The organism is Mycobacterium sp. 1482292.6 (genome assembly GCF_001672995.1).
Lineage (GTDB): Bacteria > Actinomycetota > Actinomycetes > Mycobacteriales > Mycobacteriaceae > Mycobacterium > Mycobacterium europaeum_A.
The window spans coordinates 1-570 of the sequence record NZ_LZKV01000203.1; the positions used below are offsets into that span (position 1 = coordinate 1).

A 570-nucleotide genomic window follows, 5' to 3' on the forward strand; every position below is an offset into this window, starting at 1 on the left:
CCGTCACCGCTGGTCGGGGCGGTGGGCGCGGGCTCGTTGGCGGGCTCGGGGTTGTAGTCGACCAGAAACTCGTGCCAGCTCGGATCGACGGACGAGGGGTCGTCGCGGAACTTGCGGTACATCTCCTCGACCAGCCATTCGTTTTGCCCGAACGGTGAACTTATGTTGCTCACGACCGCAGTTCGCCTCAATCCTTCTTTTTCGCAGGCGCATTCCCGCGGCGCCTGCAACCTTGTCGGCCCCGGATGGCCGAACACTCATACCCATGGCGGTACCCATTGTTCCGCCCTATAAAGGCTAACCTTTCGCCGCCGATCCGCCAGGCTGACCGGGGCACCGGGTGGGGGCTAGCCCGGCCGCGCTTGCGATCGCACGGCCGCGCTTGCGATCACGGCTAGCCGGCTTCGTGGACCGGGGGGACCAGATGCAGCGCGCGGGGCCAGCGCGCGGGCGGTGTGCCGAAAGCCCGGCCGGCGTTGCGGATCATCTTCTTGCCGGCGAGGTAGTTGCCGATGGCGCCCACCACGACCCCGACCCCGACCGGCAGCAGTTTGCCGAACAGCAGGGCGC

Annotated in this window: 1 protein-coding gene and 1 pseudogene; both read right to left on the minus strand. The window is 67.7% G+C overall.

What is annotated here, in order from left to right; genetic code table 11:
• The coding region (locus tag A5624_RS29590; protein ID WP_197505083.1) for a hypothetical protein at positions 1–173 on the minus strand (173 nt) is incomplete at its 3' end.
• Between the two features lie 221 nt (positions 174–394).
• Positions 395–570, minus strand: a pseudogene (locus A5624_RS28710) (hypothetical protein); the annotation flags it as partial.